The sequence below is a fragment of the Streptomyces maremycinicus genome (genome assembly GCF_001184025.1).
GTDB classification, from domain to species: domain Bacteria; phylum Actinomycetota; class Actinomycetes; order Streptomycetales; family Streptomycetaceae; genus Streptomyces; species Streptomyces maremycinicus.
Genome location: NZ_BBYG01000009.1, coordinates 391,105 through 416,513 on the forward strand (window position 1 = coordinate 391,105; position 25,409 = coordinate 416,513).

The following is a 25,409-nucleotide window of genomic DNA, read 5'->3' on the forward strand; positions in this document are numbered from 1 at the left end:
GTTCGCCCGAAGGCTCAGATCACCTGGTCCGGCGAGGCCGGGCCGACCGTACCGGCGCTCTGGGACGAGCTGACCGAGCCGGCCGGGCTGGAGGACATCGAGCTGCCGGCCGAGGTCGAGGTGGTGTCCGACGGGGACGGTCCGGCCGTCTCGGACGCGGACGGAGACGGCGAGGAAGAGCCGCCCGTACCACCGCTGGACGAGCCGGACGGCGACGGCGATCCCGACCCGGTGCCGGAACTCGTGCTGGCGGACGGCTTGGGTGTCGGCTTGGGTGAGGAGCCACCGTTCCCCGACCCGTGGGAACTGCTCGCCTCCGAGGACGGCTCCGCCTCCCCCGTGGGGCTCGGGTCGTCTGAGGTGCCCATCGTTCCGTCCGGGCCCGGGTCCGTCGGCCTGCTGGTCGCCTCACCCGTGTCGGCCGAACCGCTGTCGTCGGCCGGGGCGTCCGCGTCCTGTCCGCCGTCGTCCAGGCCGGTGCTGGCGGACGGGTTGACGCCGACCCGGTCGGAGGGGTCGTTGGCGTCGTTGTTGGAGGTGGCGCCGAGGGTCACGACCGTGCCGAGGACGGCGACGAGCAGCGCACCCGCGCCGGCCGCGACCAGGTTGCGCTTGGCCAGTGCCTTCAGACCGCCCCGATTGTGCCGGGCCGGCGGACCGGCGGGCCCACGGCGGGCGACGACGGTCTCGGCCTCCGGCGGGTAGGTCGGGAGCACCGCCTGGACACCGCGCGGCGGGGACGCCGACTCCTCGTGGCGGGCGTCGGGCACCTCGTCGCCCGCCATCGCCGCGGCGAGGAGGGGCAGGTCCCCGGAGCGGTCGGAGACCAGGGCGAGGGCGCGGCGGCCGGCGACGGTCCCGCGCTTGTCGGCGATCGCCCCGCGCAGCGCGAGGGAGGCCTCCAGCTCGGAGCGGGCCCGGTCGACGTCGCCGCCGCAGAGCGCGAGGACGCCCATCTCGTGGTGGAAGTAGGCGCGGTCGGCGGACTCCCCGGCGAGCCGGGCGGCCTCGGCGCCCTCGTGCAGGGCGCTCTCCCAGGCGCTCCAGTGCAGGCCGGCGGCGAAGGCGGGGGCGGCGGTGCGGGCGAGCCGGACGGCGGTGGACTCCTCGTCCTCGCCGGTCGGGGTCGTGGTGGGGACGATCACGGCGAGCGCCGCGAGGACGGCGTCGGCCTCCGCGCATACCCGCTCGGGGGTGACCGAGGGGTGTCCGGCCCACCAGGCGTAGTGCCGGGCGGCGGTCCGGGCGCGGGACTCGGCGTCGTCGGCGTATCCGGCGGCCTCGAGCTGGTTCTGGACACCGGCGGCGAGCCGGTAGCGGGTGCCGACCGGGGAGACGAGTCCGCAGGCGGCGAGTTCGCCGAGGGCCGCGTCGGCGTGGGTGTCGCCGACCAGGGCGGGCAGGTGGGCCTGGTGCGGGACCTCGCCGTCCAGAGCGACGGCGAAGCGCAGGGTGGCGCGGGCGGAGGCGCTGAGGCGGGCGGCGAGCAGCGGCGCGGGCGCGGCTGCCTCGCCGAGCGAGGGCAGGGGTATCTCCTCGGCCTCACCGGCTCCGGCGAGGCCGTCGACGGCCTCGGTGAACGGGCGCGCGTCCTCGAAGACGCCGAAGGCCTCGACCGCGTCGGCGCCGGCCCGCAGCTGGTCGCGCTGCGAGAGCAGGGCGCCGGCCTGGACGAAGCGGAGCGGCAGGCCCTCGGACTCGAACCACAGGTCGCCGGCCCAGTTGGCCTCCTCCTCGGTGAGGACGCGGCCCACGGCGTGCTCGATCACCTCGACGCCGCCCGCGCGGTCCAGGCCGCTGAGGACGACCTCCTCGACGGCGGAGTCCGCGGAGGGCGGCGGAGTGTCCGGGGTGGCGCCGAGCAGGAAGGCGCACTCGGGCGTCGCGTCCAGGAGGGCGTCGAGGTCGGCGCCGCCGAGATCGAGGTCGTCCACCACGACGACCGCGCCGATCTCGCGGACCAGGGCACGCAGGTCGTCGCTGTCGGGGCGGTACCGGGGGGCGTCGTAGACGGCGTGGAAGAGGTCGTGCAGGAGGTCGGCGGAGGTGCGGCGGAAGCCGGTGAGGCGGACGACGCCGTCGGGGGCGAGGTCCTCACAGTCCTCGGCGACGAGGTCGAGCAGGCTGGTGCGGCCGGAGCCGGCCGGGCCGGTGAGGCGGACGGAGCGGCCGCGGGCCAGCAGGCGGACGAGTTGTTCGCGTTCGTCCTGGCGGCCCTGGAGCGGCTGGGCGGGCCGGGCGGTTCCGGCGGGGGCAGGCGGCCGGGCGGCGCGCTCGGCCTCGGCACGCTGCTCCTCGGTGCGCTTGACGGGGCGCTCCGGTATCTCTGCCCCGCTCTCGGCCGCGCTCGGGAGGGAGGGGCCCCCGGGCGGGCGGAGTTCTATCTCGCTGCCGTCGACCGGGTTGACGGTGAGCAGGTGTTCGCCCGCGACGAGTCGCACGGTGCGGGCGAGGGCCGGCGTGTGCTGGCCGAAGTCGGGTGTGAGGGGGTCCCTGGACGGGCGCGGGCGCGGCGTGCCGCCGTCGTCGTCCTGGCCGTACTCCTCGGGTCCCCGGGTGTTCGGGTCCATAGGCTCAAGCCCCCCAAAAGCGTCGTGTGGCGGTAGCCCCTCCCGGCCTTGCTGCACACTGCGCTGTCGCTTCTGGTCCGGTGCCCGCTCGAGGGCTGAGCGCGGCGGGCAGACGAACCGTAAACCTTCGCACAGTATCTACGACAGCCCGGGGTGCCGGGCCGCCCGAAGCGTCACAGTCTCGTGAGGATTGCGCCCGTCGCACGTTTTCCGCCGCAGGCCACGCCGCCTCGGGGATCAGACCCGGGGCAGGGACTCCACTCCGATACCGCCCTCGATGGCGAGGATCCGGTGCAGTCGGGTGGCCACCAGCAGGCGTTGCATCTGCGGAGGCACCCCGCGCAGCACCAGGCGTCGGCCGCACCGGCCGGCCCGTCGGTGGACGCCCATGATGACGCCGAGTCCGGTGGCGTCCCAGGAGTCCAGCTCCGACAGGTCGAGCACCAGGTCGCCGACTCCGTCGTCCACGGCCGTGTGCAGGGCCGTACGGGCGTCCGCCGCGCTGCGGACGTCGAGGCGGCCCCCGACGACCAGCTCGACGTGGTCGCCCCTGATGTGCATAGCGCTCCCCTAAGCGTGCGTCTCGTGCTCCGCGGTGGTGGTGTCCGGTGTTGCATCCTCTGACTGCGAGAAGCGGTCGAAGGTTGCCGTCTGTGAGCGAACCGATACCGAATTCACTCGCAGGGGTGAGGCCCATGGGGCCTGTGCGGTTTCGGTGCTTGGAGAAGCCCTGCCCGCTCAGGCGTCCGATGTCACCGGCGTCAACCATCCGGCGCAGCCGCTCCGCATGCCTCTCGCCGGGAGATTAGCGGGCGTGAGGCGCTGTGTGACCGGTTAGTAACGCGGCTCACGTCTCAGGCCGTGAGACGCCGGTCACGTCGTCAAATACTGTCCGATTCACGCCGATTGGGCCGGGACTGACCAGGCACCGGCAGCAGTGACGAAGCGAACGGAACGGATGCTCCGGGAGCGTCTAGATTGGCGTCATGGTCAATCTGACGCGCATCTACACGAGGACCGGCGACCAGGGCACCACCGCTCTCGGCGACATGAGCCGGGTCGCCAAGACCGACCTGCGGATCGCCGCCTACGCCGACGTCAACGAGGCGAACGCGGCGCTCGGCACGGCGCTCGCGCTCGGCGGGCTGGACGAGGAGCTCGTCGGGGTGCTCACCCGGGTCCAGAACGACCTGTTCGACGTGGGCGCGGACCTGTCGACGCCGGTGGTGGAGAACCCCGAGTTCCCGCCCCTGCGGGTCGAGCAGTTCTACGTCGACCGCCTGGAGGCGGACTGCGACCGGTTCAACGAGCGGCTGGAGAAGCTGCGGTCGTTCATCCTGCCCGGTGGCACCCCGGGGGCGGCCCTGCTCCACCAGGCCTGCACGGTCGTGCGGCGGGCCGAGCGCTCCACCTGGGCGGCGCTGGAGGCGCACGGTGAGCGGATGAACCCGCTCACCGCGACCTACCTCAACCGGCTCTCGGATCTGCTGTTCATCCTGGCCCGCACCGCCAACAAGGCGGTCGGCGACGTGCTCTGGGTGCCGGGCGGGGAGCGCTAGCGCATCTTGGCCGGTTCCCGCTCCGGTCCGCCGTTCGTTCCGTCGTCCGGTCCGCCTTGGGTCCCGCCGTCCGGGCGCCCGTTCGGGTCGGTCGTCGGTTCCGTCCTCGGTCCGGTCTTCGGCTCCGCCTTCGGGAACAGGGTGTAGCTCCCCGCGATGACGAGGTTGATCCCGATCACCCACAGCATCCGCAGCTGCCACGCCCGCAGCGAGTCGGTCTCGCCGTCCGCGCCCACGTACCAGGCGGCCGCCTGGAGCAGCGCGGCGGCGACCAGCGCGGCGACGGTCCAGCGGCCCGCGACCTTCCATTCGTGGAGCGCGCGGGCCCTGCCGTACTTCGGTGGCCGCACGGGCGGCGGGCCGCCGGCCCAGCGGTGGGCGACCCTGGCGTCCACCCACGTGATGGTGGAGTGCCCGAGGCCCACGGTGAAGCCGATGTAGACGGCGGCGAGGCCGTGCCGCCAGTCCGGCTCCGCGCCGTTCCGCAGGTCGATCGCGGTCACCGCGAACAGCACGACCTCCAGCAGCGGCTCGCACAGCAGCAGGGCCAGCCCCAGACGCGGCATCCGGAACACGTACCGGAAGGCCAGCCCGGCGGCCAGCAGCACCCAGAAGGCCGCCTCGCAGGCGATGATCAGTGCGACGATCACGGTTCGCTCCTCTCGCTCACCCTCCCAGGCTGCCGGGCGGGAGCACGCGTCTCGTCGTCGGCGGTGACGAACTCGCGGTACATCGAAAGATGCAGTCGGGGACCGTCCCCGGGGAGCAGGCGGGCCGCCCGCGGGGCGTGTTGGATGGAGGACATGGCCGTCCGAGAACCGCGCCGCCCGCGCCGCCCGCACCGCTTCGACGTGTACATCGCGGTCGGTGGGCTGCTCGGCGGTCTGCTGCTGGTCGCCATCGGTCTGGGCACCCGGCCGTCCGACGATCCGATCGTGCTCCTCGACGGCACCTGGCCGGTCCTGGTGCCGCTCGGCGTGCTGGCCGGCTGCGAGGTGCTGCGCCGGACCGCGCCCCGCACGGCCCTGCTGACCGGCACGGCCGCGATCGTCTCGGACACCCTGACCCAGGGCAACCTGTTCACGGTCCTGATGTACACCGACGTGATCTACGCGGCCGTCCTGTACGGCCCGCTCGCGTCGGCCCGCCGGATCCAGTGGATCACCGGACTGCTGACGGTGGCCGGGGCGCTGGTGCCGTTCGTGGTGTGGCGGGAGCCGGAGGCCCTGCTGATCGGGGTGGTGGTCGGCATCGTGGCCTACGCGCCCGCCGCCACCGGCTGGATCGTGCGCGACCACCGCGACGCCGCCGAGGCGGCCCGGCTGCGGGCCGAACAGACGGCGCTGCTGGCGGAGATGGACCGGGTCCAGGCCGTGACGGCCGAACGCGCCCGGATGGCGCGGGAGTTGCACGACATGGTCGCCAACCACCTGTCGGCGATCGCCATCCACTCGACGGCGGCGCTGTCGATCGACGAGCCGGACACCTCCCGGCAGGCGCTGACCGTGATCCGCGAGAACAGCGTCGAGGGGCTGGCGGAGATGCGGCGGCTGATCGGCATCCTGCGCGACGGCAGCGGGGACCGCGAGCCGGCCGCGGCCCCCACCCTCGACGGGCTGGAGGCTCTCGTCGACGGTGCCCGCGCCAATGGTCTCGACGTCCGCCTCCGCTCCGAGCACGGCGAGGTCGCGGCGCCCGTCGAACTCGCCGCCTACCGGATCGTCCAGGAGTCGCTGACCAACGCGCTGAAGCACGCGTGCCCGGGCCGGGTCACGGTCGCGCTCGTCCAGCGCGACGGGGTGCTCGACGTACGGGTGAAAAGTCCGTACAGCCGTCGGGACGGCCCGCGCGCCCCCGGTTCCGGCGCCGGGCTGGTCGGGATGCGGGAGCGCGCGGCGCTGCTGGGCGGCACGTTCGACGCCGGGCCCGAGGAATGCTGCTGGACGGTGCGCGCCACTTTTCCCCTCGTCGAAGGAGAGCCCGTATGAGCTCCGCCGTCCGGGTCCTCGTCGCCGAGGACCAGTCCGCCGTGCGCGCCGGACTGGTCCTGATCCTGGGCAGTGCGCCCGACATCGAGGTGGTGGGCGAGGCGGCGGACGGCGAGCAGGCGGTGGCGCTGGCCCGGGAACTGCGGCCGGACGTGGTCCTGATGGATGTTCAGATGCCGCGGCTGGACGGGGTGTCGGCGACCCGGCGGGTGGTCGAGGAGGGTCTCGCCGACGTGCTGGTGCTGACCACCTTCGACCTCGACGAGTACGTGTTCGGGGCGCTGCGGGCGGGTGCCGCGGGGTTCCTGCTGAAGAACACGGAGGCGCGTGACCTGCTGGCGGCGATCCGTACGGTGGCCGCCGGGGAGGGGCTGATCGCTCCCGCTGTGACCCGTCGGCTGATCGCCGAGTTCGCCGCGGGTCCGGCGCGGTCCCCGAAGGCCGACCCCGCCGTCCTGGACACCCTGACCCGGCGCGAGCGCGAGGTGCTGGCCTGTCTGGGCGAGGGGATGTCCAACGCGGGTATCGCCGGGCGCCTCGACATGGCGGAGGCGACGGTGAAGACCCACGTCAGCCGTCTGCTGGGCAAGCTGGAGCTGCGCAGCCGGGTGCAAGCCGCGGTGCTGGCGCAGGAGTTGGGGATCCGGACGAGAACCGAAGGGGCTCCGGAGGTTTAGTCCGCCGCAGTGGTCCAGACCTATTGACCTGTGGTCCAGACCTTTCTATTCTCGCGGCACCGTGGGCGTGAAGGCTCAGTCACGCCCCCCGACTCCCCCCGAGGAGGCGCAGGATGCGCTTCAGACACAGAGCCGCGGCAGGGTTCGCGACCCTGTTGCTCCCGCTGGCCGGTCTCGTCGGCCTCGCGAGCCCCGCCCAGGCCGCCACGACAGCCACCGCCACCTACACCAAGGCATCGGACTGGGGCACCGGCTTCGAGGGCAGGTGGACGGTGAAGAACACCGGTACCACCGCCATCAGTTCCTGGACGGTCGAGTGGGACTTCCCCTCCGGCACCTCCGTCACCTCCGCCTGGGACGCCGACGTCACGTCCTCCGGCACCCACTGGACCGCCAAGAACAAGTCCTGGAACGGCACCCTCGCCGCCGGCGCCTCCGTCTCCTTCGGCTTCAACGGCGCGGGCTCCGGCGCCCCGTCCAATTGCAAGCTCAACGGCGGCAGTTGTGACGGCACCTCTGTCCCCGGCGACGCCTCCCCGTCCGCCCCGGGCACCCCGACCGCCTCCGCCCTCACCGACACCTCGGTGAAGCTGACCTGGTCCGCCGCCACCGACGACAAGGGCGTCAAGAACTACGACGTCCTGCGCGACGGCGCCAAGGTCGCCACGGTGACGACGACCTCGTACACCGACACCGGGCTGACGGCCGGAACCGACTACTCCTACACCGTCCAGGCCCGTGACACCGCCGACCAGACCGGCCCGGTCAGCGGCGCGGTCGCCGTACACACCACGGGCGGCGGCACCACTCCCCCGACCACCGGCTCCAAGGTCAAGCTCGGCTACTTCACCGAGTGGGGCATCTACGGCCGCAACTACAACGTCAAGAACCTGGTGACGTCGGGCTCGGCCGCGAAGATCACGCACATCAACTACGCCTTCGGCAACGTCACCAACGGCCAGTGCGCGATCGGCGACTCCTACGCCGACTACGACAAGGCCTTCACCGCGGACCAGTCGGTCAGCGGCGTCGCCGACACCTGGGACCAGCCGCTGCGCGGCAACTTCAACCAGCTGCGCCAGCTGAAGGCCAAGTACCCGAACATCAAGGTGCTGTGGTCCTTCGGCGGCTGGACCTGGTCCGGCGGCTTCGCCCAGGCCGCGGCGAACCCGGCCGCGTTCGCCCAGTCCTGCTACAACCTGGTCGAGGACCCGCGCTGGGCCGACGTCTTCGACGGCATCGACATCGACTGGGAGTACCCGAACGCCTGCGGCCTGTCCTGTGACACGAGCGGTCCGGCGGCCTACAAGAACCTGATGCAGGCCCTGCGCGCCAAGTTCGGCGCGAACTACCTGGTCACCGCGGCGACCACCGCCGACGGCACCTCCGGCGGCAAGGTCGACGCCGCCGACTACGCGGGCGCCGCGCAGTACGTCGACTGGTACAACGTGATGACGTACGACTTCTTCGGCGCGTTCGACGCGGACGGCCCGACCGCCCCGCACTCCCCGCTCACCACCTACAGCGGCATCCCGCAGGCCGGCTTCACCACGGCCGACGCGATCGCCAAGTTCAAGTCGAAGGGCGTGGCCGCGAGCAAGCTGCTCATCGGCATCGGCTTCTACGGACGCGGCTGGACCGGAGTCACCCAGGCCGCGCCCGGCGGCACGGCGACGGGTCCGGCGGCCGGCACCTACGAGCAGGGCATCGAGGACTACAAGGTCCTCAAGACGTCCTGCCCGGCCAACGGCACCATCGCCGGCACGGCGTACGCCTACTGCGGCAACAACTGGTGGTCCTACGACACCCCGGCCACCATCGGCACGAAGATGACCTGGGCCAAGAACCAGGGCCTCGGCGGCGCCTTCTTCTGGGAGTTCAGCGGAGACACCACCAACGGCGAACTGGTGAGCGCCATCAACAGCGGCCTGTCGTAACGGTCGCAGGGAAGTTCGTGTGGTTGAGCCACACTGACGCTCCCCCGGACTTCGTCCGGGGGACCCCCACCCAGAGAGTGAATGTGGCTACGCCACATTCACTCTCTGTCCGGGCGGGGCTGCCTCGAGCCACGCGAGGAAACCGGTCAGCGCGTCTTCGCTCATGGCGAGTTCGAGACGCGTGCCCCGGTGCACACAGGTGAGGATCACCGCGTCGGACAGCAGCGCCAGCTCCTCCTCGCCCTCGGGAAGACGGCGGCCGGCCACCTCGATCGAGCCGCGCTCCAGCACCCGGCGCGGGCGGTAGGCGTACGAGAAGACGCGGTACCACTCGATGCGGTCGCCGTTGTACCGCGCGACCCCGTAACTCCAGCCTTTTCCGCTCGTGTCCGGTTTCTCGGAGACATCCCAGCGCAGGGAACAGTCGAAGGTCCCGCCGGACCGCTGGATGAGTCTGCGGCGCAGGCCGAAGACGAACAACCCCAGCGCCACCAGGGCCACGATGATTCCGCACACAGTCAGAGCGAGGACCATCGACACCGACCTCCTCGTCTCCTAGGTACCGAAAATAGGTAACGGAACGGAAAAAACATCCATATCTGCCTCAGCCGCGGTCGGCTCCGGATTGCTCCGGTGCCGACCGCGGCTGAGTGACGTCAAGCGGCTCTGCGCTGGTTCAGCGCGAGGCCGCCGCACGCAGTCGTACGTCCGCGCGACGCTCGGCGGCGGCATCGCCCTCCGCCTTCGCGCGCTCGAGTTCCCGCTCCACGCGCTGGACATCGATCTCGTCCGAAAGCTCGGCGATCTCGGCCAGCAGCGACAGCTTGTCGTCCGCGAACGAGATGAAACCGCCGTGCACCGCGGCGACGACCGTTCCACCATCACTCGTACGGATGGTCACCGGGCCCGACTCCAGCACACCGAGCAGCGGCTGGTGACCGGGCATGACGCCGATGTCGCCCGACGTGGTGCGCGCGACGACCAGGGTGGCCTCGCCGGACCAGACCTCTCGGTCGGCCGCGACCAGCGCGACGTGCAGCTCAGCAGCCAAGGTGGCTCCTCGGGTCACCACCCGGCGGTTGTGCCGGGTGTTGGTTACAAGTCTAGTGGGCGTGGGTGAGGGGGCGGGACGCGCCCGCCCCCTCACTCGAACTCAAGGAGTTCAGGAGACGCCCAGCTCCTTGGCGTTGGCCTTCAGGTCCTCGATACCACCGCACAGGAAGAACGCCTGCTCCGGGAAGTGGTCGTACTCGCCGTCGATGATCGCGTTGAACGCGGTGATCGACTCGTCCAGCGGGACGTCCGACCCGTCGACGCCGGTGAACTGCTTGGCGACGTGGGTGTTCTGGGACAGGAAGCGCTCCACACGACGGGCACGGTGGACGGTGAGCTTGTCCTCCTCGCCCAGCTCGTCGATACCGAGGATCGCGATGATGTCCTGAAGGTCCTTGTACTTCTGGAGGACCGTCTTGACGCGCATCGCGGTGTTGTAGTGGTCCGCCGCGATGTAGCGGGGGTCCAGGATCCGGGACGTGGAGTCCAGCGGGTCCACGGCCGGGTAGATGCCCTTCTCGGAGATCGGACGGGAAAGAACCGTCGTCGCGTCGAGGTGGGCGAAGGTGGTGGCCGGGGCCGGGTCGGTCAGGTCGTCCGCGGGGACGTAGATCGCCTGCATCGAGGTGATCGAGTGACCACGGGTCGAGGTGATGCGCTCCTGGAGGAGACCCATCTCGTCGGCCAGGTTCGGCTGGTAACCCACCGCGGAGGGCATACGGCCGAGCAGGGTCGAGACCTCGGAACCGGCCTGCGTGAAGCGGAAGATGTTGTCGATGAAGAACAGCACGTCCTGCTTCTGCACATCGCGGAAGTACTCCGCCATGGTCAGACCGGCCAGGGCCACGCGCAGACGGGTGCCCGGGGGCTCGTCCATCTGACCGAAGACCAGCGCGGTCTTGTCGATGACGCCCGAATCGGCCATCTCCTCGATGAGGTCGTTGCCCTCACGGGTGCGCTCACCGACACCGGCGAACACGGAGACACCGTCGTGGTTGTTGGCGACGCGGTAGATCATCTCCTGGATGAGCACCGTCTTGCCGACGCCGGCACCACCGAACAGACCGATCTTGCCGCCCTTGACGTACGGGGTCAGCAGGTCGATGACCTTGACGCCGGTCTCGAACATCTCGGTCTTCGACTCGAGCTCGTCGAAGTTCGGGGCCTTGCGGTGGATGGACCAGCGCTCGCCCGTGTACTGCTCGTCGACGTTCAGCACCTCACCGAGGGTGTTGAACACCTTGCCCTTGGTGAAGTCGCCGACCGGGACGGTGATGCCCGTGCCGGTGTCGGTGACCGGGGCCTGGCGGACCAGGCCGTCGGTGGGCTGCATGGAGATGGTGCGGACCAGGCCGTCACCCAGGTGCTGGGCGACCTCCAGGGTCAGCGTCTTCTTCTCGCCGTCCTTCGCCGGGTCGGCGACCTCGACGTGAAGGGCGTTGTAGATCTCCGGCATGGCGTCGACGGGGAATTCCACGTCGACGACCGGGCCGATGACCCGGGCGACGCGGCCCGTGGCAACGGCCGTCTCAACTGTCGTCGTCATTACCTGTCACTCCCCGCGGTCGCGTCGGCCAGGGCTGCGGAGCCACCGACGATCTCGCTGATTTCCTGGGTGATTTCGGCCTGGCGGGCCGCGTTGGCGAGGCGGGAGAGCGTCTCGATGAGCTCGCCCGCGTTGTCGGTCGCCGACTTCATCGCGCGCCGCGTGGCGGCGTGCTTCGAAGCTGCCGACTGGAGGAGAGCGTTGTAGACGCGGCTCTCCACATACCGCGGCAGAAGGGCGTCGAGGACGTCCTCCGCCGACGGCTCGAAGTCGTACAGCGGAAGAATCTCGCCCTTCGGCGCCGACTCCTTCGCGACCTCGTCGAGGCTGAGCGGCAGCAGACGGTCGTCGAGCGCCGTCTGCGTCATCATCGAGACGAACTCGGTGAAGACGATGTGGATCTCGTCCACGCCGCCGTCCGCCGTCTCCTTCTCGATGGCCTCGATCAGCGGCGCCGCGACCTTCTTGGCGTCCGCGTACGTCGGCTCGTCCGTGAAGCCCGACCACGACTCCGCGACCTTGCGCTCACGGAAGTTGTAGTGCGCGAGACCACGCCGGCCGACGATGTACGTGTCGACCTGCTTGCCCTCGGCCTCGAGGCGGGCCGTCAGCTGCTCCGCGGCCTTGATGGCGTTGGAGTTGAAGGCACCGGCGAGACCACGGTCGCTCGTCAGGAGCAGCACCGCGGACCGCACGACCGTCTCGGCCTGCGTGGTCAGCGCGTGCTTGGTGTTCGAGCCGGTACCGACCGCCGTGACCGCGCGGGTGAGCTCGGTCGCGTACGGCGAGGAGGCCGCCACCTTGCGCTGCGCCTTGACGACACGCGAGGCGGCGATCATCTCCATCGCCTTGGTGATCTTCTTGGTCGCGGTGACGGATCGGATGCGACGCTTGTAGACCCGGAGCTGGGCTCCCATGAGTCAGGTCCCTTCCTTTTACGTCACTTGGCCGCGGCCGGGGCGTCCTCGCCGAGAAGCTTGCCGTCCGAGGTCTCGAACTGCTTCTTGAACTCGGCGATCGCGTCGGCAATGGCGGTGAGGGTGTCGTCCGACATCTTGCCGCCCTCCTTGATGGAGGTCATGAGGCCCTGCTCCTTGCGGTGCAGGTACTCCAGGAGCTCCTTCTCGAAGCGGCGGACGTCGGCGACCGGGACGTCGTCCATCTTGCCGGTGGTACCGGCCCACACGGAGACGACCTGGTCCTCGGTCGGCATCGGCTGGTACTGAGCCTGCTTGAGCAGCTCGACCAGACGCTGACCGCGCTCCAGCTGGGACTTCGACGCGGCGTCCAGGTCGGAACCGAAGGCGGCGAACGCCTCCAGCTCGCGGTACTGGGCGAGGTCGAGGCGCAGACGCCCGGAGACCTGCTTCATCGCCTTGTGCTGCGCGGAACCACCGACTCGGGAGACGGAGATACCGACGTTCAGCGCGGGGCGCTGACCGGCGTTGAACAGGTCCGACTCCAGGAAGCACTGGCCGTCGGTGATGGAGATGACGTTGGTCGGGATGAACGCCGAGACGTCGTTGGCCTTCGTCTCGACGATCGGAAGACCGGTCATCGAGCCGGCGCCCAGGTCGTCGGAGAGCTTCGCGCAGCGCTCCAGCAGACGGGAGTGCAGGTAGAAGACGTCACCCGGGTAGGCCTCGCGGCCCGGCGGGCGGCGCAGCAGCAGGGACACGGCGCGGTAGGCGTCGGCCTGCTTCGAGAGGTCGTCGAAGATGATGAGGACGTGCTTGCCCTCGTACATCCACTGCTGACCGATGGCCGAACCGGTGTACGGCGCCAGGTACTTGAAGCCGGCCGGGTCGGACGCCGGGGCGGCGACGATGGTCGTGTACTCCAGCGCGCCGGCCTCTTCGAGGGCGCCACGCACGGAGGCGATGGTCGAGCCCTTCTGGCCGATGGCGACGTAGACGCAGCGGACCTGCTTGTTCACGTCACCGGAGCGCCAGTTGTCGCGCTGGTTGATGATCGTGTCGACGGCCAGGGCGGTCTTGCCGGTCTGGCGGTCACCGATGATCAGCTGACGCTGACCACGGCCGACCGGGGTCATCGCGTCGACGGCCTTGTAGCCGGTCTCCATCGGCTCGTGCACCGACTTACGGGCCATGACACCCGGAGCCTGGAGCTCCAGGGCACGGCGGCCGGACGTCTCGATCTCGCCGAGGCCGTCGATCGGGTTGCCGAGCGGGTCGACGACACGGCCGAGGTAGCCCTCGCCGACGGCGACGGACAGGACCTCTCCCGTGCGGGTGACCGGCTGGCCCTCCTCGACGCCGCTGAACTCGCCGAGGATGACGGTACCGATCTCGCGCTCTTCGAGGTTGAGCGCGAGGCCGAGGGTGCCGTCCTCGAACTTCAGCAGTTCGTTGGCCATGGCCGAGGGAAGGCCCTCGACCTTCGCGATGCCGTCGCCGGCAAGGGTGACCGTACCGACCTCCTCGCGCGAGGCCGCGTCCGGCTTGTACGACTGGACAAAGTTCTCCAGCGCGTCCCGGATCTCCTCCGGCCGGATCGTGAGCTCCGCCATCTGGGTTCCCTGCTCTCCTTGTTGGGCCCGAAGTTTCACTTTGGGGGGATGGGGACTCCCCCCTGAAAGAGGTGAATCCTCTGCACGGCCCAACCAGGGCCGCCATCAGTTCGTACTGCGGTCTTGAGTTGCTGCTAGCTCGCCATGCGGCGGGCGGCGTCCTCGATGCGGTCCGCGAGGGAGCCGTTGATCACTTCGTCACCGACCTGCACCCGGATCCCGCCGAGGACCGCGGGGTCCACGTCGAGGTTCAGGTGCATCGGGCGGCCGTAGAGCTTCGCGAGGGCGGCGCCGAGGCGCTGCTTCTGCGGGTCGCTCAGCGGTACCGCCGAGGTGACGACGGCGACCATGCGGTCCCGGCGCTCCGCGGCGAGCCGGGACAGGGACTCGAGGCCCACTTCCAGGCTACGTCCCCGGGGCGCGGTCACGAGGCGCGTCACCAGTCGCTCGGTGGCCGCGTCGGCCCGGCCGCCGAGCAGGCTGCGCAGCAGCTCGCTCTTGGCCGAGGCGGTGGCCTTCCGGTTGGTCAGGGCGGCACGCAGCTCGGTGTTCGAGGAGACGATCCGTCCGAAGCGGAACAGCTCGTCCTCGACGTTGTCGAGCCTGCCGGCCTTCTGCGCGGCGGTGAGGTCGGCGATGTTCGCCAGCTCCTCCAGCGCGTCCACCAGGTCGCGGGACTGCGACCAGCGCGAACGCACCGTGCCGGACACCAGGTCGGCGGTCGCGCCGCTGATCTGGGAGCCGAGCAGGCGCTGGACCAGCTCGGCCTTGGCCTCGCCGGCCTGCGCCGGGTCGGTGAGGACCCGACGCAGCGAGACCTCGCGGTGGAGCAGCGCGGTGACGGCCGCCAGCTCGCCGGCGAGCTGCGCCGCGTCCACGGACGTGGAGTCCGTCAGCGCGTCGAGACGCTCACGGGCTGCTGCGAATGCCTCGCGGCTCGCTCCGTGTGCGGTCATCGAGACGCCTCGGCCTTCTCCTCGAGGTCGTCGAGGAAGCGGTCGATGACGCGGCTCTGGCGGGCGTGGTCGTCGAGGGACTCCCCGACGAGCTTGCCGGCCAGGTCGGTGGCGAGCTTGCCTACGTCCTGACGCAGCGCGGACGCGGCGGCCTTGCGGTCCGCCTCGATCTGGCTGTGCCCGGCGGCGATGATCTCCTCGCGCTGGCGCTGGCCTTCCGCACGCATCTCGGTGATGAGTGCGGCGCCCTGCTCCTGCGCCTCCTGGCGCAGCCGCGCGGCCTCGTGACGGGCCTCGGCGAGCTGGGCCTTGTACTGCTCCAGGACGCTCTGGGCCTCGGTCTGCGCGGCCTCGGCCTTCTCGATACCGCCCTCGATGGCCTCGCGCCGCTGCTCCAGAACCTTGTTGATGTTCGGGAGGAGCTTCTTGGCGAGGAAGCCGAAGACGATGACGAAGGCGATGAGGCCGATGACGAGCTCGGGAATCGGCGGGACGAGGGGATTTTCCATCTCCTCGGCCGCAACCGTAAGCAGTTGGCTCACATCAGTGCCTTTCGTCTAGTGACTGGTCGTGGGATGACGATCAGGTGCCGTAGACGAACGGCATGACCAGACCGATGAGGGCAAGCGCCTCACAGAAGGCGAAGCCGAGGATCTGGTTGGCGCGGATGAGACCAGCCGCCTCGGGCTGCCGGGCGAGCGCCTGGGTGCCGTTGCCGAAGATGATGCCGACGCCGACGCCGGGACCAATGGCGGCGAGACCGTAGCCGATGGAGCCGAGGGAGCCGGAGACCTCAGCAGCAAGCTGCGACATGCTGTAACTTCCTTCTCTTTCAAGGACCGGTGGGGGTTTGGCCACCGGACGTCTGCGGGGTGGTTGAGGGGGCTGGTGCTCAGTGGTGCTCGGCGAGCGCGCCCTGGATGAAGCTGCACGTCAGGAGGACGAAGACGTACGCCTGAAGGGCCTGGATGAACAGCTCGAAGGCAGTCATCACGATGACCATGATGAAGCTGACGCCGGCGTAGGCGATCCCGATGCCGTTCAGCAGGTACCAACTGGCGATCGTGAAGAGCAGCAGCAGCGTATGGCCCGCGAACATGTTCGCGAAGAGTCGCACGGCGTGGGTGAACGGGCGGACGAGAAGGTTCGAGAAGAACTCGATCGTCATCGACAGCGGCAGCACCGCGCCCAGCGACTTGTCGTAACCGGTGAAGTTCTTGAAGGCACCGACGAAACCGTGCCGCTTGAAGGTCAGCGAGACCCACAGGACGTACACGATCAAAGCCAGTACCAGCGGGTACGAGATGATCGACGTCACCGGGAACTGGGCGAGCGGAACGATCGACCAGAGGTTCATCATCCAGATGAAGAAGAACAGCGAGACGATCAGGGGGACGTACTTCTCGCCCTCCTTCTTGCCGATCGTCTCGTAGACGACACCGCGGCGGATGAAGTCGTAGCCCGTCTCCGCGACCATCTGGAGCTTGCCCGGGACGACCTTCGGCTTACGGAAGGCGGCCCAGAAGAAGCCGACGACGATAATGGAGCCGAGCAGCGCCAACAGCATCGTCTTGTTGAAATAGACGTTGCTGTCCGCGTCGCCCACGAGGGGCTCGAACAGGAACGAGTGCAGGCCGGGAGCCGGGAATCCACAGCCGTCGAAGATGTGGCAATCGGTCTCGAAGGCGAGCACCTGCGTCGGGTCAGCACTCACCGCGGGCTCCTTCAGCGTGGCGCATAGGTTCGGCAACCTCGTTGTGTCGGCGCGGCGCACGGCCGCGGTTCGGCACGGGACTGGTGTTTCGGATGTGAGGGCGGCTTGGGGGCATCGTGCCTCGCGATTGAGCAGGCGTCAGCTCGGATGCCCGCGCCCGCGATGCCGCAGTTGGCACCGGACGATAGCAGGATCTCTCAGGCGTCTTTATACCGGCCCTACCCCTCACGACGAGTGCCCCGATTTTGCGGGCTGCTCGCCCTTCGAGGACGTCGTCGAGGAGGACGGTTCGGGTTCGACGTAGAGGATCTTGGACTTCATGTGGGCCCGCGTCTGGGCGCCGATCCAGGCCAGCGTGCCGACGAGCAGCGTGATCGCGAAGGCCTTGGGGTTGAACAGCGTCGTGTCCTTGAACGCGGTCATGAAGACGAACAGCAGCAGGATCTGTGTCGTGTAGAGCATCAGACCCATGCCCTGGAACAGGTGCGGAAGCGATTTGGCGGTGCGCTGAAGCACATAGAGGCCGAGCCCCATGAACGCGATCACGACCACCAGCGCGACCACCGCTCCGATGACGCCTTTGCCGCCCGCGACCACTCCGCTGACGACAGCGGCGATCACGCCGACGGCGACAGTCGGCACGGCGGCCTGGGCCAGGATCCGGGCGTCATTGGACGGCATGGCGGCAACTCCGCTTTCAAAGGGGGCAGGGTGTCGTCATGGACGAGCGTAGTCCCGGTTCGAGGGGCGAAAGAACTCACGCCGTCCTCGGTCCGAAGGGCCGGCGCACTGCGGCTCTTCGGTACTGTTCCGGGTTCTCGTGAACCGTATCACAAACTATTTGATGAGGTCTTTACCTGGCAGGTGTGCCCGCTGTCACACATGAGAGTGACAGTGCGCGTCTGGGCGCGAACCCGGAGGACTTGTCTGGTATTGGGGGTTTTGCCCACCCAGGAATGTCCCACGACTTGGCAATGCTCTAGTCAGATTCTTACCTTGGAGCTGCCCCGGCGACCGATCGCAGTGGCCCCGTTCGCCCCTGCCACCCCCACCGCCACAGGGTTCTGCGCCTCGTCGGCGGCGGGCAGCCCGCCGCCGTCGGCCGGCCCGTACTGCCCGGCCGGCGCCCCGGACTCCCCTGCCTCGGCCTGCATGGCCCTGCGGCGCCGGTAACGCGGCGGCACGAAGGCCTCGGCCCAGCGCGGCGTGCGCGGCCTGAAGCGCGGCAGCAGGAGCAGCGCCAGACCGATCGCGCTGAGGATCACGACGCCGAGGACGATCCACATGGACGCCGCGTTGACGGAGTACGTGAGCGCCCCGAAGGCGATCAGCGCCGACCAAAAGTACATGATCAGCACCGCCCGGCTGTGCGAGTGGCCGATCTCCAGCAGCCGGTGGTGCAGATGCCCGCGGTCCGCGGCGAACGGCGACTGGCCGCGCCAGGTGCGGCGCACGATCGCCAGGATCAGGTCGGCGGCCGGGATCGCGATGATGGTCAACGGCATCAGCAGCGGGATGTAGACCGGCACCATCTGGTGCACCGCGTTGCGCTCGGAGCCGGAGAACAGCCGCATGATGTCCGGGTCGACCTGACCCGTGATGGAGATCGCGCCCGCGGCCAGCACCAGCCCGATCAGCATCGAGCCCGAGTCGCCCATGAAGATCCGCGCCGGATGCATGTTGTGCGGCAGGAAGCCCAGGCACATGCCCATCAGGATCGCCGCGAACAGCGTCGCCGGGGCGGCGGCCTCGATGCCGTACGAGTACCAGATGCGGTAGGCGTACATGAAGAACGCGGCCGACGCGATGCACACCATGCCCGCCGCCAGGCCGTCGAGGCCGTCCACGAAGTTGACCGCGTTGATGGTGATGACCACCAGCGCGACCGTCAGCAGAGTGCCCTGCCACTGGGTCAGCGCGACCGTGCCGACCAGCGGGATGGGCAGCCACAGGATGGTCAGACCCTGCATGACCATGACGCCGGCGGCGATCATCTGCCCGCCCAGCTTGATCAGGGCGTCGATCTCGAACTTGTCGTCCAGGACGCCGATCAGCCAGATCAGCGCCGCTCCCGAGAGCAGCGCGCGCGGCTCGTTCGACTTCTCGAAGACCTCGTTGAGGTTGGTGAGATGGTCGGCGACCAGCAGACCGGCGCACAGACCGAAGAACATGGCGATCCCGCCGAGCCGCGGAGTGGGTTCCCGGTGCACGTCACGGGCCCTGATCTCCGGCATCGCCCCGGCCACGATCGCGAACTTCCGTACCGGCCCTGTCAGCAGATACGTCACCGCGGCCGTGATGCAGAGCGTCAGCAGGTATTCACGCACGGGCTTCCCCACAGGTCTCGCTGGCCATCTCAGTCCCACACCCTAGCGATCGACAACCGCACGGCGCATATGTGTAAGGACTTCCGGGTAGTGACGATGGTTTCACGGGAGGCTGTGCGCGAGGACGCACGGGGGGTGCGCACCGGGCTCCCTGCCGGGCGCGCCCACCCCGGATCAGCCCGGGTACGGCGGGAACGCCAGGGTCAGCTCGCGCACCTCGTCGCGGGCCTTCCTGGTCTCGATCTCGTCCCGCAGGACACCTGCCAGCAGGGCCGCGATCCGCGCCATCTCCTCCTCCCGCATGCCCTGGGTGGTGAGTGCCGCGGTGCCCAGGCGCAGGCCACGGGCGTGCGCGGCGGTGACGTCGGTGCCCGAGACATGCGGGAGGGCACAGCAGTCCAGCACCATCCCGGCGGCCGCGAGCTGTCCGCGCGCGGTGCGCCCGTCGACACCGAGCGGTGCCGGATCGGCGGTGATGAGATGGGTGTCGGTCCCCCCGGTCGTGACGCTCAGCCCCTCCCCCTCCAGGGCTGCCGCGAGAACCCTCGCGTTGGCGACCACCTGATGGGCGTACACGGCGAACGCCGGGGTTGCCGCCTCGCCGAACGCCACCGCCTTCGCGGCGATGGTGTGCATCTGCGCGCCGCCCTGCGTGAACGGGAAGACCGCCCGGTCCACCCGCTCGGCGAGCGCGCCGCCGCACAGCAGCATCCCGCCGCGCGGACCGCGCAGCACCTTGTGCGTGGTGGCGCAGACGATGTCGGCGTACGGCACCGGACTGGGCGCCGCTCCCCCGGCGACGAGCCCGATGGGATGGGCGGCGTCGGCGATCAGATACGCGCCCGTCGCGTCGGCGACCTCCCGGAAGAAGGCGTAGTCGATGTGGCGCGGATAGGCGGTGGACCCGCACACGATCGCCTTGGGCCGGTGGCCCCGGGCCAGCGTGCGGACCTGATCGTGATCGATGAGCCCGGTCTCCGCGTCCACCCCGTAGGGGATGAAGTCGAACCAGCGGCCGGAGAAGTTGACCGGCGAACCGTGCGTGAGGTGGCCGCCGTCGGGCAGCCCCAGCGCCAGGACGGTGTCGCCGGGCCGCAGCAGCGCGGCGTACGCGGCCAGCATCGCGGACGAGCCCGAATGGGCCTGCACATTGGCGTGTTCGGCCCCGAACAGCGCCCGGGCGCGGTCCACGGCGATCCGCTCCGCGAGGTCGACGATCTCGCAGCCGCCGTGGTGCCGGGCCCCCGGATAGCCCTCCGCGTACTTGTTGGCGAGCGGTGAGCCGAGCGCGGCCAGCACCGCGGGCGAGATGAAGTTCTCGGCGGCGATCAGCTGGAGCGTCGTCGCCTGCCGCTCCCGTTCCCCGAGCAGGATCTCGGCCAGCTCGGGGTCCTGCCGACGCAGGACATCGGCCTCGGGGACATGGGTGACCGACATGATGCGCTCCGGGCGTCGACGGTGACGTACGTCCAATGTAGGCCCGGGGTGGGGGGCGCGCGCGGTCGCTGCGCCCGCGGGAGCGGGCCGGGCCCGCGGGCCGCCGCGGCGGGCTCCGTCCGTCGGCTCGCGGCCGTCATCAGGCGCGCGCGGGCACGCCGGTGAGCGCGGTGACCACCGGATCCAGTGCCTGGTGTATCTCGTCGCCGATCGAGCGGAAGAACGGCAGGGGTGCCCCGTAGGGGTCGTAGACCTCGTCCGCCTCGAGGGTCGGGGCCAGGAGCCAGCCGCGGAGCGCCGCCGCCGCGCGGACCAGCGCCCGGGCGCGCATCACCACGCCCTCGTCGAGCGGCGGCAGCGTGGCCGGGTCGATGGCGTTCACCAGGCGGGTGAACTCCTTCAGGGTGAAGGTGCGCAGGCCCGCGGAGTGCCCCATGGAGATGACCTGGGCGCGGTGGTCGCGGGTCGCCGTCAGGACCAGGTCGGCCATGATGACGTGCTCGTCGAGCAGCTCGCGTCCGGTGAACCCGGTGGCGTCCGCGCCGAAGTCGGCCAGCACGGTCTCCGCGTTGCTCTCCATCGGCGCGCCCTCGTGGCCCCAGGTGCCAGCGCTCTCCACGATCAGCCCGCCGCCCAGCACCCCGAGCCGCTGCGACACGAAATGCCGGGTCAGCCGCTCGGTGATCGGCGAGCGGCAGACGTTGCCGGTGCTGACGTGGAGGATGCGGAAGCTGTCGCGCGGAAACCCGAACGTCGTGGTCTGTTCGGCGGCACGTTCCCCGTTGCCTATGCCACGCCCCGCGTCAGGGGCTGTCAATTCGCCACCTCGAGGTCGGGTACGACCTTCCGCAGCTCGTCCGCGGAGATCGCACCCGCGCGCAGCAGCAGCGGCACCTCGCGGCTGACGTCCACGATCGAGGAGGGGACGTTGCCGGGGGTGGGGCCGCCGTCGAGGTAGACGGAGACGGAGTCGCCGAGCATCTCCTGGGCGTAGTCGCAGTTCTCCGGCGCCGGGTGTCCGGTCAGGTTCGCCGAGGACACCGCCATCGGGCCGACCTCGGTCAGCAGCTCGATGGCGACCGGGTGCAGCGGCATACGGACGGCGACCGTGCCGCGGGTGTCGCCCAGGTCCCACTGGAGGGACGGCTGGTGCTTGGCGACGAGCGTCAGCGCGCCCGGCCAGAACGCGTCGACCAGTTCCCAGGCCATCTCGGAGAAGTCCGTGACGAGCCCGTGCAGGGTGTTCGGGGAGCCGATGAGGACGGGGGTGGGCATGTTGCGGCCCCGGCCCTTGGCCGCCAGGAGGTCGGCGACGGCCTCCGAGGAGAACGCGTCGGCGCCGATGCCGTACACCGTGTCGGTCGGGAGGACCACGAGTTCGCCACGGCGGACGGCGGACGCGGCCTCGCGCAGACCGGTCACGCGGTCGGTCGCGTCGTTGGTGTCGTATCGCCGTGCCATCTAGCGGGCCTCCTCGTACACGTACTGCTGCGGGTCGAAAGTGCGGGCCGCGCTCACGGCGTCGCCCGGCGGGCGGTCGCGAAGCGCGGGCGCTTGTTCAGGTCGGGGTGGTCGGCCGCGTCGGCCCAGCCCCGCTCCTCGGTGAAGATCCACGGCACCTGGCCGCCCTGGGTGTCGGCGTGCTCGATGACGACGACCCCGCCGGGGCGCAGCAGCCGGTGCGCGGTGCGCTCGATGCCGCGGATCAGGTCGAGGCCGTCCTCCCCCGAGAACAGGGCGAGTTCGGGGTCGTAGTCGCGGGCCTCGGGCGCCACGTACTCCCACTCGGTGAGCGGGATGTACGGGGGGTTGGAGATGACCAGGTCGACCTGGCCGTCGAGGTCGCGGAAGGCGTCCAGGGCGTCGCCCTGACGCAGGTCGACCCTGGACCCCTCCGTGTTCTTGCGCGTCCAGCGCAGGGCGTCCTCGGACAGCTCCACGGCGTGCACCCGGGAGCGCGGCACCTCCTGGGCGAGGGCGAGCGCGATGGCGCCGCTGCCGGTGCACAGGTCGACGATGCGGGGCTCGACGACGTCCATGGCGCGTACCGCGTCTATGGCCCAGCCGACCACGGACTCGGTCTCGGGGCGCGGTACGAAGACACCGGGGCCGACCTGGAGCTCCAGGTACCGGAAGAAGGCGCGTCCGGTGATGTGCTGGAGCGGCTCGCGCTGCTCCCGCCGGGCGATGGTCTCCCAGTACCGGGCGTCGAAGTCGGAGTCCTTCACGGAGTGGAGCTCACCGCGCTTCACGCCGTGCACGAACGCGGCGAGCTCCTCCGCGTCGTTGCGCGGCGAGGGCACGCCGGCGTCGGCCAGCCGCTGGGTGGCCTGGGCCACCTCTGCGAGCAGCAGGTTCACGCAAGTCCTCCGTGTCGTACTCGTCGTGCGTACGTCCTACAACGACAACGCCTACGCGGCCGCGAGCTTCGCGGCCGAGTCCGCGTCGACGCAGGCCTGGATCACCGCGTCGAGGTCGCCGTCCAGGACCTGGTCCAGGTTGTACGACTTGAAGCCGACGCGGTGGTCCGAGATGCGGTTCTCCGGGAAGTTGTACGTGCGGATCTTCTCGGAGCGGTCGACGGTGCGGACCTGGCTGCGGCGGGCGTCGGCGGCCTCCCGCTCCGCTTCCTCCTGCGCCGCCGCGAGCAGCCTGGAGCGCAGGATACGCATCGCCTGCTCCTTGTTCTGAAGCTGGCTCTTCTCGTTCTGGCAGGAAGCGACGACTCCGGTGGGAATGTGCGTGATGCGCACGGCGGAGTCGGTGGTGTTGACGGACTGCCCGCCGGGCCCGGAGGACCGGTAGACGTCGATGCGGAGGTCGTTGGCGTTGATCTCGACGTCGACCTCCTCGGCCTCGGGCGTCACGAGCACGCCGGCGGCGGAGGTGTGGATCCGCCCCTGGGACTCGGTCGCGGGCACGCGCTGCACCCGGTGCACGCCGCCTTCGTACTTCATCCGCGCCCAGACGCCCTGTCCGGGCTCGGTGGCCCCCTGCCCGCCCTTGGTCTTCACCGCGACCTGGACGTCCTTGTAGCCGCCCAGCTCGGACTCGGTCGCGTCGATGATCTCGGTCTTCCAGCCGACGCGCTCGGCGTAGCGGAGGTACATGCGCAGCAGGTCGCCGGCGAACAGCGCCGACTCGTCGCCGCCCGCGCCCGCCTTGATCTCGAGGATGACGTCCTTGTCGTCGGACGGGTCCCGGGGCACGAGCAGCAGCCGCAGCTTCTCCGTGAGCTCCTCGCGCTGCTTCTCCAGCTCCTTCACCTCGGCGGCGAAGTCCGGATCGGCGGAGGCGAACTCACGCGCGGTCTCGACGTCGTCGCCGGTCTGCTTCCAGGAGCGGTACGTGCCGACGATGGGGGTCAGCTCGGCGTAGCGCTTGTTCAGCTTGCGCGCGTTGGCCTGGTCGGCGTGGACCGACGGGTCGGCGAGCTTCTTCTCCAGGTCGGCGTGCTCTCCGAGCAGCTCCTCGACGGCCTCGAACATGATGCGCTCCTGAATGACGTGCGTGGGGGAAGGGCGGGCGACCAAAAACGCCGGTCCCGGCGTGCCCCTGGGCGGGGACACTGCCGTGGACCGGCGAAATGGGGCTCGCTACTTCTTGGAGCCGGCGGGCGCCTTGCCGAAGCGGGCCTCGAAGCGGGCCACACGGCCACCGGTGTCGAGGATCTTCTGCTTGCCCGTGTAGAACGGGTGGCACTCGGAGCAGACGTCGGCGCGGATGGAACCGCTCTCGATCGTGCTACGGGTGGTGAACGAGGCGCCACAGGTGCAGCTGACCTGCGTCTCGACGTACTCGGGGTGGATGTCGCGCTTCAAGGTGTCTCCTAGTTTCGGGAGGGCGCCGGGTCGCTGCCGCGGGATACGGCAAACGTGAACCGGAGCCGACGTACCAGTCTGCCAGCACTGGCCGCATCCCCCAAAACCGGGGGGCGGGAGGATCTATTCCCCTCGGTGCTCCGAGCACCTCAGGACGAGGTCACGACGCCCGCCGCCTCGCCCGTGGCGGTGCCCTCGGTGGCGGACTTCGGGATGGGCCGGTCGTTCTTCAGGGCCGTCCACACCTGTGCGGCCTTGGCCTCGGCGACGATGACCCGGTTGAGGTTGGAGGGGTCGTACCGGACCGGCATCGTGACCATGTTCATGTTGTCGGCGCTGATGCCCTTGAGTCCGTTCGCGAAGGACATCAGGGAGTTCAGCGAGCCGAGCCGGGAATCCGCCGTGACGGCCTTGGTCGCGGTGTCGGCGAGGTCGTAGAGCTTGGTGCCGCTGGTGAACAGGCCGACGTGCTTGACCTGGTTGACCAGGGCCTTGATGAAGGCCTGCTGGAGCTGGATGCGGCCGAGGTCTGAGCCGTCGCCGACGCCGTGCCGGGTGCGGACCAGGCCGAGGGCCTGCTCGCCGGTGAGGGTGTGTGTGCCGGCCTTGAGCTTCAGATGGCTGTCGGGGTCGTCGATGGCCTTGGTCGTGGTGACCTCGACGCCGCCGAGTTCGTCGATGAGCTTCTCGAATCCGGAGAAGTCGACTTCCAGGTAGTGGTCCATGCGGACGCCGCTCATCGACTCGACCGTCTTCACCGCGCAGGCCGCGCCGCCCGTCGAGTACGCCGAGTTGAACATCACGTCGGACGCGGCGTCGTGCGTGGTGCCGCTGGTGTCGGTACAGGCGGGGCGGTCTATGAGCGTGTCGCGCGGTATGGAGACCACGCTGGCCTTCTTGTGGCCCTCGTACACGTGGATGATCATCGCGGTGTCGGAGCGGGCGCTGCCGTCGTCCGTGCCGCCGCCGAGCTTCTTGTTGCTGCCGGAGCGGGTGTCCGAGCCCAGCACGAGGATGTTCTCGGAGCCGTTGTCGACCTTGGTGGGCCGGTCGGCGCCCAGGGCCTGGTCGATGTCGACGCTCTTGATGTTGCCGTTGAGCTTGAAGTAGAGGTAGCCGACGCCGGTGCCACCCAGCGCGACGACGCCCGCGGAGGTCCACGCGGCGATCAGCACGCCCTTGCGTCGGCCGCGATGCCTGCGGTGGCGCGGACCACCGCTGCCGGCCGCCCCGCTCGTTGTGCCGGCCTCACCCGGGGTACCGGGCTCCGGCGTGCTCTCGGCGGACATGTGCT

General features: G+C 70.0%; 25 protein-coding genes. 4 read left to right on the forward strand and 21 right to left on the reverse strand.

Annotated elements, in window-relative coordinates; all coding sequences use genetic code 11:
- Positions 1-14 precede the first annotated feature (14 nt).
- A complete protein-coding gene (locus AOQ37_RS06265; RefSeq protein ID WP_062642021.1) occupies positions 15-2,570 on the reverse strand; it encodes an ATP-binding protein in 2,556 nt (851 codons plus the stop codon).
- Positions 2,571-2,807: 237 nt separating this feature from the next.
- Complete coding sequence (locus AOQ37_RS06270; protein ID WP_020131168.1) at positions 2,808-3,131, reverse strand: STAS domain-containing protein; 324 nt, start codon at positions 3,129-3,131, stop codon at positions 2,808-2,810.
- Positions 3,132-3,556: 425 nt separating this feature from the next.
- On the opposite strand from AOQ37_RS06270, the gene AOQ37_RS06275 reads away from it, so the two are divergent.
- Positions 3,557-4,129 carry a cob(I)yrinic acid a,c-diamide adenosyltransferase gene (locus AOQ37_RS06275; RefSeq protein ID WP_062642024.1) on the forward strand — a complete coding sequence of 191 codons (573 nt, stop codon included), beginning with the start codon at positions 3,557-3,559 and terminating at the stop codon, positions 4,127-4,129.
- Here AOQ37_RS06275 and AOQ37_RS06280 read toward each other — a convergent pair.
- Positions 4,126-4,779, reverse strand: a complete 654-nt coding sequence (locus tag AOQ37_RS06280) for a hypothetical protein (RefSeq protein ID WP_062642026.1) — start codon at positions 4,777-4,779, stop codon at positions 4,126-4,128. The two genes, AOQ37_RS06275 and AOQ37_RS06280, sit on opposite strands and share 4 nt — an antisense overlap.
- A gap of 153 nt (positions 4,780-4,932) precedes the next feature.
- Between AOQ37_RS06280 and AOQ37_RS06285 the strand changes: the two genes are divergently transcribed.
- The 3 genes from AOQ37_RS06285 to AOQ37_RS06295 all read left to right on the forward strand — a co-directional run bounded on the left by AOQ37_RS06285 (position 4,933) and on the right by AOQ37_RS06295 (position 8,731).
- The gene (locus AOQ37_RS06285) at positions 4,933-6,117 is read left to right on the forward strand and encodes a sensor histidine kinase (protein WP_062642489.1); all 1,185 of its coding nucleotides are present in this window, start codon (positions 4,933-4,935) and stop codon (positions 6,115-6,117) included.
- Positions 6,114-6,794, forward strand: coding sequence for a response regulator (locus AOQ37_RS06290; RefSeq protein ID WP_062642028.1), 681 nt, complete (start codon positions 6,114-6,116; stop codon positions 6,792-6,794). Before AOQ37_RS06285 ends, AOQ37_RS06290 begins: the two co-directional genes overlap by 4 nt.
- A gap of 113 nt (positions 6,795-6,907) precedes the next feature.
- Positions 6,908-8,731: a glycoside hydrolase family 18 chitinase gene (locus AOQ37_RS06295; RefSeq protein WP_062642030.1), complete on the forward strand. Its 1,824-nt coding sequence runs from the start codon at positions 6,908-6,910 to the stop codon at positions 8,729-8,731.
- A gap of 87 nt (positions 8,732-8,818) precedes the next feature.
- Here AOQ37_RS06295 and AOQ37_RS06300 read toward each other — a convergent pair whose 3' ends face one another.
- The 18 genes from AOQ37_RS06300 to AOQ37_RS06385 all read right to left on the reverse strand — a co-directional run bounded on the left by AOQ37_RS06300 (position 8,819) and on the right by AOQ37_RS06385 (position 25,404).
- Positions 8,819-9,265 carry a DUF2550 domain-containing protein gene (locus tag AOQ37_RS06300; RefSeq protein ID WP_062642032.1) on the reverse strand — a complete coding sequence of 149 codons (447 nt, stop codon included), beginning with the start codon at positions 9,263-9,265 and terminating at the stop codon, positions 8,819-8,821.
- 142 nt (positions 9,266-9,407) lie between these two features.
- Entirely contained in the window at positions 9,408-9,782 is a 375-nt protein-coding gene (locus AOQ37_RS06305; protein ID WP_062642034.1) for a F0F1 ATP synthase subunit epsilon, read from the reverse strand.
- Positions 9,783-9,893: 111 nt separating this feature from the next.
- Positions 9,894-11,330, reverse strand: coding sequence for a F0F1 ATP synthase subunit beta (gene atpD / locus AOQ37_RS06310; protein WP_062642036.1), 1,437 nt, complete (start codon positions 11,328-11,330; stop codon positions 9,894-9,896).
- Positions 11,330-12,247: a F0F1 ATP synthase subunit gamma gene (locus tag AOQ37_RS06315; RefSeq protein WP_062642037.1), complete on the reverse strand. Its 918-nt coding sequence runs from the start codon at positions 12,245-12,247 to the stop codon at positions 11,330-11,332. Before AOQ37_RS06315 ends, atpD begins: the two co-directional genes overlap by 1 nt.
- A 23-nt stretch (positions 12,248-12,270) precedes the next feature.
- Positions 12,271-13,860: a F0F1 ATP synthase subunit alpha gene (gene atpA, locus AOQ37_RS06320; RefSeq protein WP_062642039.1), complete on the reverse strand. Its 1,590-nt coding sequence runs from the start codon at positions 13,858-13,860 to the stop codon at positions 12,271-12,273.
- Positions 13,861-13,994: 134 nt separating this feature from the next.
- Positions 13,995-14,816 (reverse strand): F0F1 ATP synthase subunit delta, encoded by an 822-nt coding sequence (locus AOQ37_RS06325; protein ID WP_062642041.1) that lies wholly within the window; start codon positions 14,814-14,816, stop codon positions 13,995-13,997.
- Positions 14,813-15,358, reverse strand: a complete 546-nt coding sequence (locus AOQ37_RS06330) for a F0F1 ATP synthase subunit B (protein ID WP_062642043.1) — start codon at positions 15,356-15,358, stop codon at positions 14,813-14,815. The genes AOQ37_RS06325 and AOQ37_RS06330 overlap by 4 nt, the downstream gene beginning before the upstream one ends.
- A gap of 40 nt (positions 15,359-15,398) precedes the next feature.
- The gene (gene atpE, locus AOQ37_RS06335; protein WP_062642044.1) at positions 15,399-15,629 is read right to left on the reverse strand and encodes an ATP synthase F0 subunit C; all 231 of its coding nucleotides are present in this window, start codon (positions 15,627-15,629) and stop codon (positions 15,399-15,401) included.
- A 79-nt stretch (positions 15,630-15,708) separates the two neighbouring features.
- The gene (atpB, locus tag AOQ37_RS06340; RefSeq protein ID WP_078890056.1) at positions 15,709-16,545 is read right to left on the reverse strand and encodes a F0F1 ATP synthase subunit A; all 837 of its coding nucleotides are present in this window, start codon (positions 16,543-16,545) and stop codon (positions 15,709-15,711) included.
- Positions 16,546-16,755: 210 nt separating this feature from the next.
- Complete coding sequence (locus AOQ37_RS06345; protein WP_062642048.1) at positions 16,756-17,211, reverse strand: Cg1360 family ATP-synthase-associated protein; 456 nt, start codon at positions 17,209-17,211, stop codon at positions 16,756-16,758.
- 302 nt (positions 17,212-17,513) lie between these two features.
- Positions 17,514-18,857: an MraY family glycosyltransferase gene (locus tag AOQ37_RS06350; protein ID WP_062642050.1), complete on the reverse strand. Its 1,344-nt coding sequence runs from the start codon at positions 18,855-18,857 to the stop codon at positions 17,514-17,516.
- 174 nt (positions 18,858-19,031) lie between these two features.
- Positions 19,032-20,294 (reverse strand): serine hydroxymethyltransferase, encoded by a 1,263-nt coding sequence (glyA, locus tag AOQ37_RS06355; protein ID WP_062642052.1) that lies wholly within the window; start codon positions 20,292-20,294, stop codon positions 19,032-19,034.
- Positions 20,295-20,433: 139 nt separating this feature from the next.
- Positions 20,434-21,111: an arsenate reductase/protein-tyrosine-phosphatase family protein gene (locus AOQ37_RS06360; RefSeq protein WP_062642054.1), complete on the reverse strand. Its 678-nt coding sequence runs from the start codon at positions 21,109-21,111 to the stop codon at positions 20,434-20,436.
- Positions 21,108-21,755, reverse strand: coding sequence for an L-threonylcarbamoyladenylate synthase (locus AOQ37_RS06365; RefSeq protein ID WP_054239907.1), 648 nt, complete (start codon positions 21,753-21,755; stop codon positions 21,108-21,110). The genes AOQ37_RS06360 and AOQ37_RS06365 overlap by 4 nt, the downstream gene beginning before the upstream one ends.
- A 53-nt stretch (positions 21,756-21,808) precedes the next feature.
- Complete coding sequence (gene prmC / locus AOQ37_RS06370) at positions 21,809-22,654, reverse strand: peptide chain release factor N(5)-glutamine methyltransferase (RefSeq protein ID WP_062642056.1); 846 nt, start codon at positions 22,652-22,654, stop codon at positions 21,809-21,811.
- Positions 22,655-22,705: 51 nt separating this feature from the next.
- The gene (prfA, locus tag AOQ37_RS06375; protein ID WP_062642058.1) at positions 22,706-23,782 is read right to left on the reverse strand and encodes a peptide chain release factor 1; all 1,077 of its coding nucleotides are present in this window, start codon (positions 23,780-23,782) and stop codon (positions 22,706-22,708) included.
- A gap of 108 nt (positions 23,783-23,890) precedes the next feature.
- A complete protein-coding gene (gene rpmE / locus AOQ37_RS06380) occupies positions 23,891-24,115 on the reverse strand; it encodes a 50S ribosomal protein L31 (protein WP_062642060.1) in 225 nt (74 codons plus the stop codon).
- Between the two features lie 149 nt (positions 24,116-24,264).
- Positions 24,265-25,404 (reverse strand): LCP family protein, encoded by a 1,140-nt coding sequence (locus tag AOQ37_RS06385; RefSeq protein ID WP_062642062.1) that lies wholly within the window; start codon positions 25,402-25,404, stop codon positions 24,265-24,267.
- Positions 25,405-25,409: the final 5 nt, after the last annotated feature.

Excerpts from the sequence above, each read along its gene's own strand:
- AOQ37_RS06315 (WP_062642037.1), bottom strand. The coding sequence starts at position 12,247 with ATGGGAGCCCAGCTCCGGGTCTACAAGCGTCGCATCCGATCCGTCACC.
- AOQ37_RS06285 (WP_062642489.1), top strand. The coding sequence starts at position 4,933 with ATGGCCGTCCGAGAACCGCGCCGCCCGCGCCGCCCGCACCGCTTCGAC.
- prfA (WP_062642058.1), bottom strand. The coding sequence starts at position 23,782 with ATGTTCGAGGCCGTCGAGGAGCTGCTCGGAGAGCACGCCGACCTGGAG.
- AOQ37_RS06270 (WP_020131168.1), bottom strand. The coding sequence starts at position 3,131 with ATGCACATCAGGGGCGACCACGTCGAGCTGGTCGTCGGGGGCCGCCTC.
- atpA (WP_062642039.1), bottom strand. The coding sequence starts at position 13,860 with ATGGCGGAGCTCACGATCCGGCCGGAGGAGATCCGGGACGCGCTGGAG.
- AOQ37_RS06325 (WP_062642041.1), bottom strand. The coding sequence starts at position 14,816 with ATGACCGCACACGGAGCGAGCCGCGAGGCATTCGCAGCAGCCCGTGAG.
- AOQ37_RS06300 (WP_062642032.1), bottom strand. The coding sequence starts at position 9,265 with ATGGTCCTCGCTCTGACTGTGTGCGGAATCATCGTGGCCCTGGTGGCG.
- AOQ37_RS06275 (WP_062642024.1), top strand. The coding sequence starts at position 3,557 with ATGGTCAATCTGACGCGCATCTACACGAGGACCGGCGACCAGGGCACC.
- AOQ37_RS06365 (WP_054239907.1), bottom strand. The coding sequence starts at position 21,755 with ATGGCACGGCGATACGACACCAACGACGCGACCGACCGCGTGACCGGT.
- AOQ37_RS06290 (WP_062642028.1), top strand. The coding sequence starts at position 6,114 with ATGAGCTCCGCCGTCCGGGTCCTCGTCGCCGAGGACCAGTCCGCCGTG.
- glyA (WP_062642052.1), bottom strand. The coding sequence starts at position 20,294 with ATGTCGGTCACCCATGTCCCCGAGGCCGATGTCCTGCGTCGGCAGGAC.
- AOQ37_RS06295 (WP_062642030.1), top strand. The coding sequence starts at position 6,908 with ATGCGCTTCAGACACAGAGCCGCGGCAGGGTTCGCGACCCTGTTGCTC.
- AOQ37_RS06345 (WP_062642048.1), bottom strand. The coding sequence starts at position 17,211 with ATGCCGTCCAATGACGCCCGGATCCTGGCCCAGGCCGCCGTGCCGACT.
- AOQ37_RS06265 (WP_062642021.1), bottom strand. The coding sequence starts at position 2,570 with ATGGACCCGAACACCCGGGGACCCGAGGAGTACGGCCAGGACGACGAC.
- atpE (WP_062642044.1), bottom strand. The coding sequence starts at position 15,629 with ATGTCGCAGCTTGCTGCTGAGGTCTCCGGCTCCCTCGGCTCCATCGGC.
- AOQ37_RS06385 (WP_062642062.1), bottom strand. The coding sequence starts at position 25,404 with ATGTCCGCCGAGAGCACGCCGGAGCCCGGTACCCCGGGTGAGGCCGGC.
- atpD (WP_062642036.1), bottom strand. The coding sequence starts at position 11,330 with ATGACGACGACAGTTGAGACGGCCGTTGCCACGGGCCGCGTCGCCCGG.